Source organism: Xanthomonas sp. NCPPB 1068 (assembly GCF_041479385.2).
Classification (GTDB): Bacteria; Pseudomonadota; Gammaproteobacteria; order Xanthomonadales; family Xanthomonadaceae; genus Xanthomonas; species Xanthomonas cannabis.
This window is the reverse complement of the sequence record NZ_CM192986.1, coordinates 3,586,528-3,602,332: the sequence shown is the minus strand read 5'-3', so window position 1 is coordinate 3,602,332 and position 15,805 is coordinate 3,586,528. Positions and strand designations below refer to the sequence as shown.

At 63.0% G+C, this 15,805-nt stretch carries 17 protein-coding genes; all 17 read left to right on the top strand.

Features of this window, described 5'->3' with window-relative positions; translation table 11 throughout:
• The first annotated feature begins 1 nt into the window (after nt 1).
• The 17 genes from ACCQ12_RS15230 to ACCQ12_RS15150 all read left to right on the top strand — a co-directional run bounded on the left by ACCQ12_RS15230 (nt 2) and on the right by ACCQ12_RS15150 (nt 15,709).
• Nucleotides 2-514 (top strand): DnaT-like ssDNA-binding protein, encoded by a 513-nt coding sequence (locus ACCQ12_RS15230; RefSeq protein WP_372382133.1) that lies wholly within the window; start codon nt 2-4, stop codon nt 512-514.
• Nucleotides 511-867, top strand: a complete 357-nt coding sequence (locus ACCQ12_RS15225) for a hypothetical protein (RefSeq protein ID WP_372382132.1) — start codon at nt 511-513, stop codon at nt 865-867. Before ACCQ12_RS15230 ends, ACCQ12_RS15225 begins: the two co-directional genes overlap by 4 nt.
• Nucleotides 868-1,345: 478 nt before the next feature.
• Entirely contained in the window at nt 1,346-2,443 is a 1,098-nt protein-coding gene (locus tag ACCQ12_RS15220; protein ID WP_372382131.1) for a phage minor head protein, read from the top strand.
• Complete coding sequence (locus ACCQ12_RS15215) at nt 2,424-2,849, top strand: hypothetical protein (RefSeq protein ID WP_372382130.1); 426 nt, start codon at nt 2,424-2,426, stop codon at nt 2,847-2,849. Before ACCQ12_RS15220 ends, ACCQ12_RS15215 begins: the two co-directional genes overlap by 20 nt.
• Nucleotides 2,846-3,244 (top strand): phage tail terminator-like protein, encoded by a 399-nt coding sequence (locus ACCQ12_RS15210; RefSeq protein ID WP_372382129.1) that lies wholly within the window; start codon nt 2,846-2,848, stop codon nt 3,242-3,244. The genes ACCQ12_RS15215 and ACCQ12_RS15210 overlap by 4 nt, the downstream gene beginning before the upstream one ends.
• A 99-nt stretch (nt 3,245-3,343) precedes the next feature.
• Nucleotides 3,344-3,847 carry a Rha family transcriptional regulator gene (locus ACCQ12_RS15205; protein WP_372382128.1) on the top strand — a complete coding sequence of 168 codons (504 nt, stop codon included), beginning with the start codon at nt 3,344-3,346 and terminating at the stop codon, nt 3,845-3,847.
• Nucleotides 3,848-3,925: 78 nt separating this feature from the next.
• On the top strand, nt 3,926-4,393 hold the full coding sequence (locus ACCQ12_RS15200) for a hypothetical protein (RefSeq protein ID WP_372382127.1): 468 nt from the start codon (nt 3,926-3,928) through the stop codon (nt 4,391-4,393).
• Between the two features lie 97 nt (nt 4,394-4,490).
• Nucleotides 4,491-4,883, top strand: coding sequence for a hypothetical protein (locus ACCQ12_RS15195; protein ID WP_372382126.1), 393 nt, complete (start codon nt 4,491-4,493; stop codon nt 4,881-4,883).
• A gap of 28 nt (nt 4,884-4,911) precedes the next feature.
• A complete protein-coding gene (locus tag ACCQ12_RS15190; protein ID WP_372382125.1) occupies nt 4,912-5,226 on the top strand; it encodes a phage tail assembly chaperone in 315 nt (104 codons plus the stop codon).
• Nucleotides 5,227-5,229: 3 nt separating this feature from the next.
• On the top strand, nt 5,230-8,598 hold the full coding sequence (locus ACCQ12_RS15185; protein ID WP_372382124.1) for a phage tail length tape measure family protein: 3,369 nt from the start codon (nt 5,230-5,232) through the stop codon (nt 8,596-8,598).
• Nucleotides 8,599-8,686: 88 nt separating this feature from the next.
• Entirely contained in the window at nt 8,687-9,028 is a 342-nt protein-coding gene (locus tag ACCQ12_RS15180) for a hypothetical protein (RefSeq protein WP_372382123.1), read from the top strand.
• On the top strand, nt 9,028-9,501 hold the full coding sequence (locus ACCQ12_RS15175) for a DUF1833 family protein (protein WP_372382122.1): 474 nt from the start codon (nt 9,028-9,030) through the stop codon (nt 9,499-9,501). Before ACCQ12_RS15180 ends, ACCQ12_RS15175 begins: the two co-directional genes overlap by 1 nt.
• Nucleotides 9,498-9,821, top strand: a complete 324-nt coding sequence (locus ACCQ12_RS15170; protein WP_372382121.1) for an NlpC/P60 family protein — start codon at nt 9,498-9,500, stop codon at nt 9,819-9,821. Before ACCQ12_RS15175 ends, ACCQ12_RS15170 begins: the two co-directional genes overlap by 4 nt.
• 5 nt (nt 9,822-9,826) lie before the next feature.
• On the top strand, nt 9,827-12,301 hold the full coding sequence (gene gpJ / locus ACCQ12_RS15165) for a TipJ family phage tail tip protein (RefSeq protein WP_372382120.1): 2,475 nt from the start codon (nt 9,827-9,829) through the stop codon (nt 12,299-12,301).
• Nucleotides 12,298-13,347, top strand: coding sequence for a fibronectin type III domain-containing protein (locus tag ACCQ12_RS15160; RefSeq protein ID WP_372382119.1), 1,050 nt, complete (start codon nt 12,298-12,300; stop codon nt 13,345-13,347). Before gpJ ends, ACCQ12_RS15160 begins: the two co-directional genes overlap by 4 nt.
• Entirely contained in the window at nt 13,344-13,727 is a 384-nt protein-coding gene (locus ACCQ12_RS15155; RefSeq protein ID WP_372382118.1) for a hypothetical protein, read from the top strand. The genes ACCQ12_RS15160 and ACCQ12_RS15155 overlap by 4 nt, the downstream gene beginning before the upstream one ends.
• Nucleotides 13,727-15,709, top strand: a complete 1,983-nt coding sequence (locus ACCQ12_RS15150) for an SGNH/GDSL hydrolase family protein (protein ID WP_372382117.1) — start codon at nt 13,727-13,729, stop codon at nt 15,707-15,709. Before ACCQ12_RS15155 ends, ACCQ12_RS15150 begins: the two co-directional genes overlap by 1 nt.
• Nucleotides 15,710-15,805 lie beyond the last annotated feature (96 nt).

Sequence of the window (15,805 nt, the reverse complement as noted above, 5' to 3'; positions counted from 1 at the left end):
GATGTACGGCACGCTGGCAGGAGCAGACGACTATCACCTGGCCCGGGGTAATGCCGCCTGGGCCGCGGGCAGCGAGGCAGCACGCACTGCAGCCCTGGTGCGCGGTACCGACTACATCGACGGCCGGTACCGAGTGCTGCTCGCGTCGGGCCGGTGGCAGTCGCTGTTCCCTGGCGTGCGTACCGCAGGGCGGGGCCAGCGGAACGAGTGGCCCCGCACCGGTGCAACCGACAACACAGGCGCCTCCATTGGTCCGGAGGAGATCCCGGGCGAGGTGGAGCGGGCAACGTATGAGGCGGCCCTCCGGGAGCTGGTCAAGCCGGGGAGCTTGTCGCCTGACTTCGTGGCGAGTGCCCAGGCGATCCGCAAGAAGGTCGGCCCCATCGAGGTGGCATATAGCGAGAAGGGCGCCGATGACGGTGTACCGAATCGCCCGGTGGTGACAGCAATCGATGAGATCCTCGGCCCGCTGTTGCGGACCCCGTACGTAGGCCCAGCGGTGATGGTCGTATGAGCGAGTTCTACGATGAGATGCGGGCGGTAGCGGAGGAGCTGATCGCCGAGTTCGGTTACACGGCGCAGCTGCAGCGTGCAGGCGCCCCGACAGGTCCACCGCACAACCCACAGCCGGGCCCAGCCACGCAGCACGACTGCAAGGTGGTGGAGCTGGAATACAGCCTCACCAACCGGGACGCCACCCTGGTGCTCAAGGGCGACAAGCTGGGATTGATCAGCACCGCGATCGATACCGTGCCCGCCCTGAGCGACCGGATTGTGCTGGGTAACGATCTGTTTACCTTTATTGACCTGCAGCCTCTGTCGCCCGGCGGGCAGGTGCTGCTCTACGAATTCTTGGCGCGGCGATGAAGCAGAGACACAGCAAGCGGATCGAATGGCTCAAGGCAAATGTTCAACACGATGATCCCAGTTGCTTGCAGTGGCCCTTCGGTCGAAACAGCAAGGGCTACGGCGCAGTCACCTTCGGCGGCAAGCAGATGGTTGCGAGCCGCTTCATGTGCGAGCTGGCGCACGGGGAGGCTCCGTCCGATGCCCACCAAGCGGCTCACTCCTGCGGTAATGGGCACCTCGGGTGCATCAACCCGCGGCACATCAGATGGGCAACAGTTTCCGAGAACCAAATGGATTCGGTCGCCCACGGCACACACGAAGGACTGAAACACAAGGGAGAGGGTCACCCGCTGGCGAAACTAGACGATGTGACAGTCCTGGCGATACGCGCCTCTGCTCGATCTGGCAACGCCCAGGCACGCATCTGCGAGCGTTACGGACTTAGCTCGTCCGCCGTGTCACGAATAATCAACCGAAAGTCCTGGAAACACATCTGATGGCCACTGCAACCGCCCGCCAACTTGACCAGCTGGCGACGCGGCTGGAGCCGGCGATCCGTGACGCGTTCCTGCGCGCCATCCGGGAGGTGACCAACCAGGTGGGCGTGCAGCTCATCACCGACCTGCTGCAGGCCGGCCGGGTAGACGACGTGCTGACGGTCATGGGGCTGGACGAGCCGCGCTTTGCCGATCTGGCGGAAGCGCTGCGCAGTGCCTACAGCGCCGGGGGACAGCAGGGCGTGTCGGAGCTGCCGAAGCTGCGCCTGTCCCTCGATCCGATCATCACCGGCAACTACCGCCCGAGGATGGCCGTGCAGTCGCCGGCGTTGCGTCCGAAGTTTGATCTGCGGAACCCAGCAGCAGAGCGGCGGCTGCGCGAGGCGTCGTCAAGGCTGGTCACCGGCATCGTGAACGACCAGCGTGAGCTGATTCGCGGCGTTCTGGTGCAGGGCATGGCGGCCGGGCAAAACCCGCGACAGAGCGCTCTGGACATCGTGGGCAGGGTAGGGACCAACGGCAGGCGCAGCGGCGGCATGGTGGGGCTCACCGCCCAGCAGGGGCAGTTCGTCACCAACATGCGCCAGCAGCTGGCCAGCGGCGACCCGCAGGAGATGGCGAAGTACTTCGGGCGGCAGCGCCGCGATAAGCGCCTGGACGGCATCGTGAAGCGCGCCATCGCCGCCGGCAAGCCGGTGTCCCAGGCCGACATCGACAAGATCGCCGGGCGCTATGCCGACCGGCTGCTTCAGCTGCGGGGCGAGATGATCGCCCGCACCGAGTCGATCGCGAGCATGAACGCCGGGCGGGAAGAGGCCTACCGGCAGCAGATCGAATCCGGCGCCCTGGCAGCGGAGAACGTGATCGGCACCTGGTCGGACACGGGCGACAAGCGCACCCGCCACACGCACAAGGCCATGAACGGGCAGCGGCGGATGTTCGGCGAGCCCTTCGAATCGCCCAGCGGTGCGCGGATGAACTACCCGGGCGACACCAGCCTCGGCGCTGGCCCGGATGAAATCGTGGGCTGCCGCTGCACGAAGCAGTTCCGGATCGACATGACGGCGGAGGTGCTACGTGGCAAGCAAGTTCGGTGACCAGGTGCGGGCATTCGCGGAGAAGGCGAAGCAGCGGCAAGAGGCCATCTTTCGCGAGTCCGCGCAGGCTGTGATGGATCAGGCGAACACGCCCGAGGGCAGGGGCGGGCGTATGCCGGTGGATACCGGCTTCCTACGCAACTCGGCAGTGGCGTCGAAGGACGGGCCAGCCACATCGGAGGGCGGCGACCCGGCGCTGGTCTTCGCTGCCCTGCAGCTGGGCGAATCGGTGTGGGCCGGTTGGACCGCTGCCTACGCACTGCGCATGGAGCATGGCTTCAGCGGCAAGGACAGCTTGGGCCGGCAATACGAACAGGGGGGCAAGGGCTTCATGCGCGCAGCCGCGCAGAACTGGGATTTCATCGTCAACGAGATCACCGCGAAGGTGAAGGCGCGCATCCCATGAGCAACACCGAGATCTACGACGCCTTCGCCGATCTGGTCGGCGCCTTCGCCGTAGCGCAGGGACTGCCGTGTTCCTATCCGGGGCTGGCGTTCACGCCGCCGGCAGATGGCGCATGGCTGGAGCTGCAGTGGTTCCCGAACGAAACGCAGAACTACGGCATGGCCGACGATGGCCCGTCGCTGCTTCAGGGCTTCGGCCAGCTATCAGCGTGCTACCGCCCCGGCAACGGGATCATGGTGGGCACGCGCATCACCGATCAGATCATCACTGCCTTCGCCAAGGGGACGACCTTCGCCGGCATGCGCGTGTACCGCATGCCCTGGACCTCAACCATCATTCAAGACCCGGAGCGGCACATGCATCCGGTGACCATCATGTGGCGCGGCTTCCGCTGACGCCGCCCAAAAGCACGGCATAGGGTCGCTCCCGAAAGGTGGACTGTCTCCATCCGCCTTGCCGTGCGCCTTTCCTCGGAGACGCATCGGAGCATGCACATGAACAACGTCATCCAGCTGGCGGTCGCCGCCGGCGAACCGCGCGTGGACAGCATCCAGATCGCGCAGAACCTTGGCACGGACCACGCCAGCACGATCAAGCTGATCAGGCGCTACCTACCCGACCTGCAATCTTTCGGGTTGGTCGGATTTGAAATCCGGGCAAGACCCAGGGGGCAGCATGGCGGCGGCGATCAGGAGATCGCATTGCTCAACGAGGACCAGTGCTACCTGCTGCTGTCTTTCAGCCGCAACACCGACCGCGTGCGGTCCCTGAAGATCGCTCTGGTCCAAGCCTTCAGTAACTGCCGCCGCAACGGCGCGGCGCACGCGCTGAGCTACTGGCAGCAGCTGCAGCAGGTCGACGCCGACGATCGCGAGTCGAAGGCGAAGGCGTCGGCTGGCGCGCTGGCCATGCTTGAGCGCCGCCGCGCTCTGCCGCATTTGCGGGCGCGGCGCCTAGCCCTGGAATCCAAGGTGACGCCGCAGCTGTTCGCAGCCTGATACGCCAGACCCATGCAACACCCCAAGACCCCGCCCCGTGGCGGGTTTTTTTATGCCCAACGCGAGGAGATATCAGCAATGGCTGAGGCACAAACCAACAGCGGTTCCAAGCTCTACATCTGCGTCACGCCGCAGAACGAGGATCTGACCAAGACCCAGTTCGAGGCGTTGACCTACGTCCAGGTGAAGAAGGTCGGCAGCGTCGGCGAGCGCGGTCTGACCACCAACATTGTCACCTACGACACGTGGGACACCACGGTCGCCCTGAAGGGGAAGGGCATCTCGAACGCCGGCGATCCCGAGGTGGAGATGGCCCGCAATCTGGCGGACCCGGGACAGATCGCCATGCGCGCCGCAGGCCGTCCGAATGTCGCCAGCGCTTACGCATTCAAGGTCGAGCGCCCCAGCGGCGAAACCGAGTACATGCGCGGCCTGGTCGCCGGTCCGCGCACGCCCGGCGGCCGCAATGAGGACTTCGTCCTGCACGTCTACTCGCTCGCCCTGAACCAGGAACCGATCGAGGTTCCGGCGCCCGTCACCCCGTAACCGAACAGCAGGGGATAGGGCGGCCGCCTGACATGCCGGATCTGATCCGGCCGGCTTCTCCTGCTTCACCTCCAGGATCGATCGCAAAGGATCACTCATGACCGAATTGACCACCATCGTGGCCGCCGAGCGCGCCATCGACATCAAGCACCCCGCCACCGAGGCTCCAGTGGGCCTGCGCATCACGCTGCTGCCCGACACCCACCCGAATGTGCGCGCGGCCAGCCGCAAGGCGCTGGACGACCGCCTGCAGGGCAAGGGCAAGGTGACTGCCGCCAAGATGGAGCAGGGCCGCACCGACATGCTGGTCGCCTCCGTGGGCGCCTGGGACTGGCAGGGCGACCTGACCTTCCACGGTGCCAAGCCGCCGCTCACCGACGAAGCCCTGCGCAAAGTGCTGAAGGAGCTGCCGTGGATCGGCGACCAGCTGGAGGTGGAGCTGGGCAATCGCGCGGAGTTTTTTCGCAGCGCTGAAGACGCGGATAGCTGACGCCACGTATCTGACCGTCCGGTACGACATGCCGGACGCGAAGGGCGAGACACGACGCGCGCGCAATGCGCGCTTCGAGCAGCCAACGCCTGACGTCGACATGCCGGAAGAGGCGGCGCATGTCTGGGATTGGTTCTGGCTGCTCTCCGGACGGCGCCGTAGCGGTCCTGAGGCCCTGTCCTATGCCGAGTTGCGCGCGTGGCAGGAGATGGCCGCCTGCGACGTCCTGCCGCAGGAGGTGGCAATGCTCATGGCGATGGATGACGCCTACCTGCGCGCTGTGCGCGAAGAACAAACAGCGGCCCGTGAGCGGTCGCCCGAACCGAGCAACACCTGGAGCTGATTGATGGATATCGCCGAACTTGGCTTTCGGGTCGATTCGAGTGGCCTTGTGGAAAGCACGAAGGCGCTGGACCAGAACGCGGCCGCCGCCGACAAGGCCAGCGGCTCGGCGGACCGGCTGGAGCGCTACTTCCAGTCCATGTCGCGCTCAATCGACCGCTCGGCGGTGGTGCTGGGCGACCGCCTGGGTGGCGCGCTGGATCGCATCGGCGTCGGTACCGGCACGGTCATTGCCGAGCTGCAGGGCATGAACCGCGCACAGGCCGAGATCGTCAGCGCGCTGGTGGCCATGGAGGGCCGGCTGGCCGGTACTGCTGCCGGTCTGCAGGCGTACAGCGCTGCGGGCAAGGACGCCGCCGCCGGTGCCATGGCCACCGCCAGCGCATCGGAGAAGCTGGAGCGTCAGCTGGCCGAGCAGGAGGCGCGCTACCGCAGCGTCGCGCAGCAGGCCATGGCGTATGCGCAGGCGCAGAGCACGGCCAACGTGTCGGACCGTGCGCTGGCCGAGGCGGCTCGCGACTCGGCTGCCGGCATAGACCACCAGGCGGCAGCGCTGTCGCGCGCAGGCACGGAACAGGAACGCATGGTCGCGCGGGCACGCGCACTGCAGGAGGCAGAGGCGCGCACCACCAATCAGGCCAGGGAGGCGGCGCGCGCGGCGGAGGTGCAGGAACTCAACCTCAAGCGCCTGCTCGCCCAGATCGATCCCACCGTGGCCGGGCTCAATCGCCTGGCCGAAATGGAGGAGAAGCTGGAACGTGCCGGCGACCTGGGCCTGATCAAGCCGCAGGTGATGCAGCAGTACCAGGCGCAGATCGAAGCAAGCCGGCAGGCGCTGCTCAAGTCGAAGAACACCAACGAGCAGTACGCCATGTCGGCACGCCAGACGGCAGCAGCGATGCGCATGATCCCGGCGCAGATGACGGACATCGTCACCAGCATCGTGAGCGGGCAGCCGATCTGGATGGTGGCGATCCAGCAGGGCGGCCAGCTGAAGGACCAGCTCGGCGGCATCGGCCCGGCAGCGAAGGCGGTGACGTCCTACGTGATGGGCATGGTCAATCCGTTGACGGTGTCTGCCGCCGCCGCGTTGGCGCTGGCGGTGGCCCTGAAGCAGGGACAGGATGAACTGTTCGACTTCCAGAAGAACCTGATCCTCACCGGTCGCAATGCAGACATCAGTGGCGGGCAGTTCCGCGGCCTGGTGTCGGACCTGGACAAGCTGGCCGGTGTGACGCGCGGCGGCGCTGTGGACGCGCTGACTGCCGTCGCTGCGTCGGGCCAGTTTGCGGGCAAGCAGTTCCTGATGGTGTCCGAAGCAGCGGCACGCATGGAGGCGTCCACCGGACAGGCGACCAGCAAGACCGTCGAGGCATTCCAGCGCATCGCACGTGATCCTGTGGATGCGTTGGTGGAGCTCAACAAGCAGGAAGGCTTTCTCAACACCGCACAGCTGCAGCGGATCATCACGCTGCAGGAAGAGGGTAGGCAGCAGGAGGCGGTGGCTGAAGCACTTCAGCTCTACTACGAGCGGTCCATCAACGTTGCGAACCAGACCGAGGCCGTCATGCCCGGGATGGCGCAAGGTTGGCGCACCATCAAGGACGAGATCAGCGGCGCATGGGGCGCATTGGTGAACTTCAGCGGGGCGCTCGGTGAGGTGAGCCGCGCCAATGGGCTTCAAGATTCCTGGATTGCAAAGCTGGCCAGCGCAGGACCGCGCACCGGCTTCGCCTTCTTGGCCGGCCTGAAGGAAGAGATGAACCGGCTATCGGCCCAGGCGCGCAATCCGTACGGGTTGCCGGCCGCTATCAACGAAGAGAGGCCCGACAACCGTAAGTACAACGAAGAGCTGGCGGCAGTGGCGAAGGAGCAACAGGCAGCGGCCGCCGCTGCACGGGAAGCACTGGAGGGAAGGCTCGCCGGCCTTGATCGCGAGTCCGCCAAGCTGGCAGCACGCAATAAAATCATCGAGATCTACAACAAGCTGGAGGGCTATCGCGACAACGAAGGCAATCCAGACTCGCGTCTGACCGACGGCTCCATGCAGCGCCTCATCGCGCAGTCCAACGCCCAGATCGACAAGCAGTTCAACCAGCGAGAGGGCATCGGAAGAAAGGACACGTCGTTCGCGACGCTGATCAACCAGATCAACCAGCAGACGGCGGCGATAGATGCTCAGGCGTTGTCGACGGACAAGCTGACTGCAGCAGAGAAGTTCGCCGAAAGGACACGGGCCGGGGATACGTACCAGAAAGCCACGAGGGCCGAAAAGGATCTGGTCGACGCGAAGCTTGCTCACTTGGTGACGCAGGAGAAGATAAACGACGCATCGCTCCGCACTCAGCGCGAGCTGGCAGCCCAGGCAGCTCTCACCGAGCGACTAAAACAGCTTGAGAAGCAGCGACAGGAGCAGTCCAATGTCGATCTCATGGGCATCGGCCGTGGCGCCGACGCCACGCAAATGCTGCAGCGTCAGTTGGAGATTCAACGAGAGTACTTGCGCGAGCGCGAGAAGCTCGAAAAAGCACAGCTGGACAAGAACACTGCGCTGAGCCCCGGCGCGTACAACTCCCAAATTGCGGAACTAGATGGGAGCCTCGCGCGGTCGCTCGACATCGAGCGCAACTACCAGCAGCAGCGCATGCAGCTGCTCGGCGACTGGCGCACCGGCTTCACCCGCGTCTGGGAGGACTACGCCTTCGCCGCGCAGAACGCATCGGAGCAGGCCGGCTCATTCCTGTCCAACAGCCTGAGTGCTGGCGAAGACGCGTTCGTGCAGTTCGCTCAGACCGGGAAGCTATCCTTCAGCAGCTTGATCGATTCGATGATTGCGGACCTGTCTCGATATCTCTACAAGCAGGGAGCAGTCAGCCTGCTAGGTAGGTTCATGGGTGGCGGAGCGGCGTCCACATGGACTGGCACCAGCGCCGGAGCTGGCAGCAACCTCAACTTCGGCAGCAATGCCGATTCGTTCGCCGGCGGCGGCTGGACCAGTTTCGGTGGCGGCAGGGCGAAAGGCGGCCCGGTTTCTCCGGGCTCTCTGTACGAAGTTGGAGAGGGCGGCAAGCCTGAGTTGTTCCAGCAAGGCGGCCGCAGCTACCTGATTCCTGGCAATCGCGGGCAGGTCGTCCCCGCTGCACCAACTGCAGCAGCTTCCGGAGCTGCGACCGTTGTGAAGCCGATGTTCAACCTGGTTATTCAGAAGGGCGCCGACGAAGACCGTGCGGTGTCGAGCCCCAATGAATCTGGCGGCTTGGATATCCAGGCATTTATCAAGAACCAGGTGAGCCAGGCCATCGCTTCAGGTGGTGTCGATAAATCAATGCAACAACGATTCGGCGTCGTGCCGAAGGGGGCAAGGCGTGGCTGACCTACAAAAATGGCCATCCTCCCTTGGCGCGCCGCTGCGGCAGGGTTCGACGTGGGTTCCGACTAGATCCAACGTTGTTTGGTCAGAAATGGACGCGGCCGATAAGGGACGTCGCCGCTTCACCAGCACTACGGAAGACGTCACGTTTGCCATGTTGCTGCCGGCATCTGGGGTACAGGTCCTGCTGGACTTCTTCTCGATCACATTGAGAGAAGTTCATCGATTTGAATGGGTGGACTTCAGAGACCCAAGTCGACGCCCCGCGATCTATCAATTCAAGCAGCGGCCCTCTATCTCGGACGAAACTCCATGGCTCTTCCGCGCCTCGCTCCAACTGAAGTTATTTAGCCAGCTCAATGGGAAGTTCCTGCTCAGCGATGAAAATCGCAGTGTGCTGATTGACGTCGACAACAATGGGTTGACCACCTGATGCGAACCCTCTCTCCTGCTGCAACCCGCGCGATTTTGGCAGCCGATACCGACGAGGTATTTCTCCAGTGCTTGACGATCAACCATCCGGATATTGAAACCATTCGCATCGTGCATAACACCGACGCCGTGATGCGTGCGGTGGGCCAATACGTGCCGTATCCGTTCACGGCAGATTTGCCCGAAGACAGCGAAGAGGCACCCAGCAGCATCACGATCAGCATCGACAACATTGATCGGGAAGTGGCGCGCCTGATCAGAAACCTCAGCGGCATCCCCACGTGCACGCTGGAGGTGGTGATGGCTTCGTCGCCTGATGTGGTTGAGATCGGCCCATTCGACTTCTCGATTCTCGGCTCCGACATCGACGTGATGACCGTATCGCTGACGGCCGGCTACATCGAGAACTACGCCAATCAAGGCGTCCCCGCGCAGACCTACACGCCAAGCAACTCGCGGGGTCTATGGCCATGAATCTCGGCAGCTACGTTGGCCGGCCGTATACAGGAGATAAGTATTGCCGCGTGCTCGTCGCCGAGGTGTTGGCTGACCAGGGAAGGGCGCTGCCGATCGTTGACTCTCCGGCGCAGGCGCAAGGTTGGATCGCCACTGCATCCCCGCAAGAGGGCGATGTGGTGGTTTTCAACATTGCAGGCAAGCCGGGGCACGTTGGCATCTGCGACGGCCGGGGCGGATTCCTGCACTGCGAAGAGGGCCGCACCTCACGCATTGAACGACTCAACTCGCCGATGTGGTCCTCCCGGATCGAAGGCTTTTACAGGTGCATCGACTAGTGGACATGATTCTTCGCACGCACCCGCTGGCAGAGCCTGGATGCGTGCCCGTCGCGGCTGGCCAGACGCTGCTGCAAATGCTCAATCAAGCCAGTGGTGGGGCTGAGATATCGGACGACATCGAGGTTCGTGTCGCCGGCTACATCGTTCCTCGCGCATGGTGGGGGAAGCTGAGGCCGAAGGCGGGGGCATGCATCACCGTTACCAGAAACTCACTGGCTGGGAGCGGCGGTGGGTGGAAGCAGATCCTAGGTGCAGTGGTGCTGATCGTCGTGGCCTGGTTCGCGCCGTACCTGGGCGGGGCAGCTGCCAGTGCAGCCGGTTTCGGTACCGCTGCAACGTGGGGCGCTGCAATCACCTTGGCTGCCTCGCTTGCAGTGAACGCGCTGATCGCCCCGCCCACGCCGTCCGGGGGATCTAACGCAACTGCAGGGCAATGGAACCAGCTCACGGGGTCGTCGAACTCATACAACCCTTGGGGCGTGATCCCGTTCGTAATCGGCGACTGCCGCTTGTTTCCCACTATCGCGGCCGTGCAGTACAACGAGGTCGTGGGCGAGAACGCCTATTTCCATTGCATGTTCGATCTTGGTCACGGGGACATCGAAGTATCGGAGATCAAGATTGGGGATACCTCCATCGAGTCTTACGACGATGTGCAGTACGAAGTCACCCGCACGCCGACGCTGTACACCAATGATGTGTTCGAGGCCTCCGTCGGGTCTTCGATGGAGAATGGAGACGTTGTTCAGCGCACCACCTCGCCTGGAACGCAGGCAATCAGCATCGATATCGTTCACCCGCAGGGTCTGTTCGGAGTTGGTACCAGCAACAAGACCTTCGGGTTGTCGAACGCATTCAAGGTTCTCTATCGGCAGACCGGGACGACTGCGTGGCTGCAACCCACCAACGTCCGCTGGGGCGGGCTAGCGCCTCCCTACGCGAGCGAGAACATCCCCGGTTGCAACGCTTTCGTTAGTAAGGAAAGCAAGAAGCCATTTTCAGCCGGCATGGCCTGGGACGTGCCGGCGGGGCAGTACGACGTGCAGGTCACGCGGCTTGCCGCGCGGCGAGGTAGTGCTGACAACACCTACGTTGATGCCTGCACCTGGGCAATCCTTCGCTCGGTGAAATACACCAACCCGTCGACCACTGGGACTTGGAAGCTGGCCATGCGGATCAAGGGCACCGACCAGTTGACCGGCACGTTGCAGACAGTGAGTTGCAGGGTGCGGCAGCGAGTCAAGATCTACTCGCGGGCAGTCGGCACTTGGTCGGCACCACAACCATGCACCAACGCGGCGTGGAACGTGTACTGGCTGATGCGCGAGTGCCCGGCACTGTCGGTGCATGTCGATGCATCACGCATCGATCTGGACTCGTTTGCCGACTATGCAGAATGGGTCGAGGCAAAGGGCTTCACAGCGAGCAAAGTCTGTGACAGCGCCACCACCGCGTGGGAGCTGATCAAGGGGTTATTGGCGGGGTCGCTCGGCCGTCTGGGTAACCGCAACGGGAAGTATTGCATCGTGTACGACAGCGGCGAGCAGGTGCGCAGCATGAGCTTCTCTCCGCTGGACACGAAAAACCTATCGATCAGCCGCACGTTCACTGATCTGCCGCACGCCCTGCGCGTGCAGTTCAAGAACCCGGCGGCCGACTGGCAAGAGGATGAGATCATCGTGCTGGACGATGGTTACAGCTACCGCGGAGTGGACGCGCGCGGCAATCCCTCCACCGCACCGGAGCCCAGTCTGTACGAGACGCTCAAGATTGAGCAGGAGATGGATGCATTCCAGGCTTGGCAACTGGCGCGCTACCACATGGGTCAGGGCAAGTTCCGTCAGAACAACATCACCTGGCGCTCTGACATCGCAGGGTTAGGCGTGACCAGCGGCGATCTGGTCGATGTTGCCCACGACGTGACGGAATGGGGCACCGGGTGGGGCAGGGTGCTGAGGTTAGAGCAGGTCACAGACATCCCCGGGGCAACGGCGCTAATCGTGTTGGATGAGTCGATAGAGACCGTTGCCGGCAGCAGCTACAGCGCCCAGCTACGGCTATCGACCGGAGACGTGGAAGTGGTTCGGATTATCGGTGCCGGGGGCCTGTCTAACGTGTTCGCACTTCAAGAATTACCCACCGATGTAAGGCCCGGCGACGCGTGCATCGTAGGGCTGACCAACCAGGAAACGAAGTCGCTGCTGGTTACATCCTGGAAATGCGACAAGGACTTGAACACCACCTTCAGTGCGGTGGAGAACGACCCGCGCATGGGTCCGTATTGGGCTGATCCTCCCACTGAAATCACATCTGAGATATCCGGCGCGCTGTACGACGGCCCCGATGACCCCGAGGTGATCGCTGTTGTATCGAACCTGGTCAATGGCACTACAGACGATGCAGGTATTCGCACACCACGCGTCTCGATCGGCCTACGCAAAGGCTCGGGGTTCGAAGTCAGCATGGTGATGCAATGAGTGCTCCCGCGCAGTTTCATGAAGTCCGCTATCGCATCATCGGCGCTGAACCAACGGAGTGGGTGGTTCAAGTAGTTGCCGCAAGCAGCGATGTCACCTTGGATGGTCTGACCCGAGGTGCTCAGTATGAAATCCAGATCCGTGCCGTCGCTAGAAATGGACGCAAATCCAATTGGGTCAATGTGACAAGCACAGTGGCGACGACGAACAGGGAGGGTGCCGCCGCTTTGCCAACGAACGCGGTGGCGAATCAAGCCAGCATGTGGGGGCTGGCGACCTCAGTGACCTACGCTGCCAGCACTACAGCTGAGGGCGTTGCAACTGCCACGATCAGTGCATCCGCTGGCAGCCTCGTAATCGGAAGCAAGACGATCAACTATGGACCGTCCAGTGCAACCGTGAGTGGAGCAGCAGGGCAGGTCGTTAAGTACTACCTGTACTACGACGACCCTCAGCTGACGGGTGGAAGCAAGGTCATGGGCCTGGCGAGCAACATCGTCGATTCTGCAAATGTCGACGGTCGGATCGCGCTAGCGCCGATCACGGTCACGTTTCCAGCTGCTGGCCAATCAGGTAGCGGTGGCGGCAGTATCGGCGGTGGCGGCGGATCAGGTGGCGCTGGGTCATGCCCGTCCGTCAACGCATGGGTGATTGAGCGCGCGCGAGGAGTTATCCGCGCGCATGAGGTGCAGGTGGGCGACTTTCTGCGCGGCGTCGGCGATGCATGGGTGCGAGTGACCTATAGCCAGCGTAAGCAGGCCGAAGGCGTGTGCATCACGTCAGAGATCGGGAGGCACCAGCTCACGTGCTCTATGGATGCGCCGATTTTGGTGTGTAACGGCGACTTCATTCCCGCCGAAGACCTTCGCGGCAAGCTCGTGATGATCGATGGCTCCGGCGCCGATGAAATTCTTAATGTCGAAGCGCTGGGCCACATCGAGGTGCAGCACATCAGCTGCGCCGGTGAATGGTCGGATCGTGTTTTTCTCGTCGGCGACGACCAGAAATATTTATTTCCCCATCACAACGCGAAACAGGCCCTATGAGCTACAGCAAACGAGATGACGTGCCTGTGCGACTGCTTGAGGCAGCGATCGAGCTTGATGCAGGCATTTTGGTAGCCGTTATGTGCACGCGAGCCGCCGCAGGCGCGGTGATTATTTTCTCGGCTAGCGCCAGAGCTATCCACCCTGATGGAAGCGCGCAACTCAGCGCATTGGGAATTCCGATCGAGACAAGTTTGACCCACCAGGGGCGCGACGCAGCTACGGCCGACGCGGTTGCTCGCGACTGCCTACTGGCGGTGCTGGGCGAGCCGGTCTCGGTAGTTCAGTGGGGTGAAGACCTACTCCGCGACGTCAGCATCCGAAATGCCATTTCCATCAACAACGTCACCTCTACGGTCGACGCAGCACAGGTGCTCTGATGAACCTCAATGACGTGATCCCCGAAAGCGATCTAGGTCTTGTTGCTCCCGCATTGACCGACGAGTTGCGCTTGCTGCGCGACGGCAAATCGGTCCGAGCCCGGCTTGCGCTGCTGCCGCCGGCGCCTGGCATGATCGAGGCGATCGAGGACATCTCGATCGGCCAGGCCGCTCTTCAGGAGTCGGTGGTCGAGTACAACGGCCTCAAGGTTAACAGTGCTGTGGCGCTGTATCCGGCAGCGCAGGCAACCCGCAAGCTGGACGTGGCGGGTTCACTGGACATCCCAGAGACCGACGGCAATTTGTCCAGCTACATCGATACGGTCCTTACTGGATCCGGCCGCGTTAGTGGGCTCTATCGCAAGAACGTGATCCCCGATTCAGCGCCGGATTTCACGTTCTCCGCGCGGGACCTGCTGCCCAAGCACCTGCCGCAGCTTCAGGCCGCGGCGGCGCCGGTCGTGGTGATCGTCGGCGACAGCATCAGCACTTATTATGCCAACAGCAACGCCAACGTGGTCGGCATGCTCACCGAGTGCGTTCGCACCGAGATGCGTCAGCAGCTCGCCCCCAAGGCGGTGACGTTCTACGACCGGGCCATCGGCGGGACCACCTATACCGACCTGGATGGCAAGCCGACCCTGGCGACCTATCCGGAGTGGTACACCAACACCGCAAATTCGTGGCTGTCGTACATCCAATCGCTCAATCCCGATGTGGTGATCTTCTCCTTCGGCATGAATCCGGCCGGAGGTATCAGGTCCGCGATCGAGTCGATCGTTTCCAAGATGGCTGCGTGGGCCAAGGTCCCGGACCGAATCTTCTGCACCAACCTTGTGCCGAATCCGGCCACGTCCCACAACAGCATCGAAGAGCAGGAGGCACGTGACCGCTCCGCTGGCTTGATTCGCAGCTACGCGCGGCGCAGCGGGTTTGGCCTGCTCGATTTCCACCGTGCCACGTGCATGGCGCGCGACGGGTTCGACCCGACCCGCGGCTATGTACAGCAGCGCAACCCCATTGCTCCGGTGGCCGGCGCATTCCCGGCGCCCATGTATTCCACGGTGGGCTTCACCGCACAGCTGGTCATCGATGGCACCAAGATCCCCGCCCAGGGAGCCACCTATCAGCCGGTCACGGTCAAATACGGCTATGGCAGTGAGGAGGCGTTGCACATCTACCGGGATGTGGCGTCGGGCCAGTATCGGCTGCGGGTCTACTACGGCAACTCGGTTTACGGCGATGCCGGTGTGCAGCAGCTGGATCAGGCCGTAACGCTCAACAACACCGGCGGCCAATTGGTCATCAAGGTCGAGCGGTTCGGCTCGAACCTTGCCGTCTACGACATGGTCGGAGCCTACAACTCAGGCGAGCATCGCGACCCGGTGTTGGAAGTGGCCCTGGTGAGCATGGGCGGGCGATTCCAGTTCTCTGCCGGCGGCGTGCAGGCCGGAGCGCTAGTGTCTTGCGACTTTGGGCAGATCTACCCGGCGCTCAATAAGCCGACTGTGAAGAGCAACGATCTGTTCGGCAGGCCGACGAGCCCAAACCCGAATGGTGAGTTCGGTGGCTCAGGCTTCAACCACCCATCCTCGTTGGTCGCGGACACGATCTACCGGCCAGTGCTCTCTACCAGCCAGTTCGCCGGTGAAGTCGTCCGACGCTTCGGCAGCGGCTTCGAGCAATATGAGGCAGTGGTTGATGGCCAGAGGCGCTTGGTCACACGCAATTTCGGGCGTCTGGCCATCAACGTCACGGCTGCAGGCACCTTCAACTGGACTTCGGCTTTACCGGTTGCCCTGGCTGGAAAGGTGCTGTCGGCGCGTTGCGGCCTCGGCAGCCTTCCCGGCACCACCACGGCCAGCATTTACACCAACAGCTCGTATGGAACGATCGGAGCCCAGGCGAACGTGACGGGCTCGTACACCACCACGGCCACGTCCGGCACGCTGTTGATCGACTGGGAAGTCACGGGGTACTAGCTGGCCGCAGGCGGTGATCAGGATAAGCCTGATGTTGCAGCGGGTGGCTTTCTGATGGCCTAGGCTGCGCCAGATAGGCATCCTGGCCATACCAGC

Coding starts and splice junctions, on each gene's coding strand:
- ACCQ12_RS15230 (WP_372382133.1), top strand. CDS start 2: ATGTACGGCACGCTGGCAGGAGCAGACGACTATCACCTGGCCCGGGGT.
- ACCQ12_RS15225 (WP_372382132.1), top strand. CDS start 511: ATGAGCGAGTTCTACGATGAGATGCGGGCGGTAGCGGAGGAGCTGATC.
- ACCQ12_RS15220 (WP_372382131.1), top strand. CDS start 1,346: ATGGCCACTGCAACCGCCCGCCAACTTGACCAGCTGGCGACGCGGCTG.
- ACCQ12_RS15210 (WP_372382129.1), top strand. CDS start 2,846: ATGAGCAACACCGAGATCTACGACGCCTTCGCCGATCTGGTCGGCGCC.
- ACCQ12_RS15205 (WP_372382128.1), top strand. CDS start 3,344: ATGAACAACGTCATCCAGCTGGCGGTCGCCGCCGGCGAACCGCGCGTG.
- ACCQ12_RS15200 (WP_372382127.1), top strand. CDS start 3,926: ATGGCTGAGGCACAAACCAACAGCGGTTCCAAGCTCTACATCTGCGTC.
- ACCQ12_RS15195 (WP_372382126.1), top strand. CDS start 4,491: ATGACCGAATTGACCACCATCGTGGCCGCCGAGCGCGCCATCGACATC.
- ACCQ12_RS15190 (WP_372382125.1), top strand. CDS start 4,912: ATGCCGGACGCGAAGGGCGAGACACGACGCGCGCGCAATGCGCGCTTC.
- ACCQ12_RS15185 (WP_372382124.1), top strand. CDS start 5,230: ATGGATATCGCCGAACTTGGCTTTCGGGTCGATTCGAGTGGCCTTGTG.
- ACCQ12_RS15180 (WP_372382123.1), top strand. CDS start 8,687: ATGGACGCGGCCGATAAGGGACGTCGCCGCTTCACCAGCACTACGGAA.
- ACCQ12_RS15175 (WP_372382122.1), top strand. CDS start 9,028: ATGCGAACCCTCTCTCCTGCTGCAACCCGCGCGATTTTGGCAGCCGAT.
- ACCQ12_RS15170 (WP_372382121.1), top strand. CDS start 9,498: ATGAATCTCGGCAGCTACGTTGGCCGGCCGTATACAGGAGATAAGTAT.
- gpJ (WP_372382120.1), top strand. CDS start 9,827: ATGATTCTTCGCACGCACCCGCTGGCAGAGCCTGGATGCGTGCCCGTC.
- ACCQ12_RS15160 (WP_372382119.1), top strand. CDS start 12,298: ATGAGTGCTCCCGCGCAGTTTCATGAAGTCCGCTATCGCATCATCGGC.
- ACCQ12_RS15155 (WP_372382118.1), top strand. CDS start 13,344: ATGAGCTACAGCAAACGAGATGACGTGCCTGTGCGACTGCTTGAGGCA.
- ACCQ12_RS15150 (WP_372382117.1), top strand. CDS start 13,727: ATGAACCTCAATGACGTGATCCCCGAAAGCGATCTAGGTCTTGTTGCT.